Source organism: Pseudomonas arcuscaelestis, from assembly GCF_016881005.1.
GTDB classification, from domain to species: domain Bacteria; phylum Pseudomonadota; class Gammaproteobacteria; order Pseudomonadales; family Pseudomonadaceae; genus Aquipseudomonas; species Aquipseudomonas arcuscaelestis.
In genome coordinates, this window is sequence record NZ_JACOPV010000052.1 from 1 (window position 1) to 1,321 (window position 1,321).

The window sequence follows — 1,321 nt, forward strand, 5'->3', positions numbered from 1 at the left end:
CGTGCGCCATCGACAGGTAGACGATGGTCAGCATCATGAAGATAAAGGCCTGCAGGGTGATGATCAGGATGTGGAACACAGCCCACGCCCACTGCAGAACAATGCCCAGGCCGCTAAGCCAGAGCAGGCCGCTGCCGAACATCACAGCGATCAGAATGAACACCAACTCGCCGGCATACATGTTGCCGAACAGTCGCAGAGCCAGGGAAATCGGCTTGGCGATCAGGGTGACGAATTCCAGCAGGAAGTTCACCGGGATCAGCAGGGCTTGAACGAAGATGTTCTTGCTGCCGTACGGGTGCAGGGTCAGTTCGCCGATGAAGCCGCCGATGCCCTTGATCTTGATGCTGTAGAAAATGATCATCGCGAATACCGACAGGGCCATGCCCAGGGTAGCGTTAGGGTCAGTGGTCGATACGGCACGGAATGGAATGTGCGGATCGCCGCTGATCGCCATGGCGAGCTGAGGAATCCAGTCAACCGGGATCAGGTCGACGGCGTTCATCAGGAACACCCAGACGAAGATGGTCAGTGCCAACGGTGCAATCACCGGGCTACGGCCATGGAAGCTGTCTTTCACGCTGCCATCGACGAATTCGACCAATACTTCAACGAAGTTCTGCAAAGCACCTGGCTGACCGGAAGTCGCCTTCTTTGCCGCCATGCGGAAAATCAGAACGAAGATCAGACCCAATGCGACCGACCAACCCAGAGTGTCCAGGTGGAAAGCCCAGAAGCCCATTTCTTTGGCCTCTGCTGCGGAGTGGGCAAAGCCCCAGCCGCCATTAGGAAGCTGACCGAAGGTCAGGTTCTGCAAGTGGTGCTGGATATAGCCCGAAGCGGTTGTTTCTGCCATGGTTGCCTCAAACGCCCTAAGGTTTCGAAAGTCTTGTTTTCATTAGCAGGGGAGCGAACCAGCTGACCAGTTGGGTCAACACGAAGACGCCGAATACAGCCAGCGGCGCCAATGGCTTCACACCTGCAAAGGTCAGTGCAAACAGCACTGCCGTCAAAATCAGTTTCCCTGCTTCGCCGGCATAAAATGACCGGACGATAGCCTGGGCTGCTCGGGCGCCGGAAAACCGAAAGGCCCTATGAGCAAAATACATATTGGGCAGCAAGGCTATCAGGCCTCCGCAGAGTCCTGAATATCCGGCTACGACTCCATGCCCGTACCAAAGCGCCAACGCGGCGATCAGCAAGATGACAAATTGAGCCAATAAAACCGGAAAAACGGCCAAGCGATGGAACGGCAACGTGTTTGGCGTGCGGGTTTCCATCACTCTTGCTCCTCAATGGTCGGCTGCCGGAAATCAATAAC

The 1,321-nt window shown here is 55.9% G+C and carries 2 protein-coding genes; both read right to left on the reverse strand.

The features are described 5' to 3' along the window. Nucleotides 1-856: F0F1 ATP synthase subunit A (gene atpB / locus H8F21_RS29150; RefSeq protein WP_203585830.1), on the reverse strand; the 856-nt coding region annotated here is incomplete at its 3' end. A gap of 16 nt (nucleotides 857-872) precedes the next feature. Beyond that, nucleotides 873-1,280: a F0F1 ATP synthase subunit I gene (locus H8F21_RS29155; protein WP_003177069.1), complete on the reverse strand. Its 408-nt coding sequence runs from the start codon at nucleotides 1,278-1,280 to the stop codon at nucleotides 873-875. Nucleotides 1,281-1,321 lie beyond the last annotated feature (41 nt).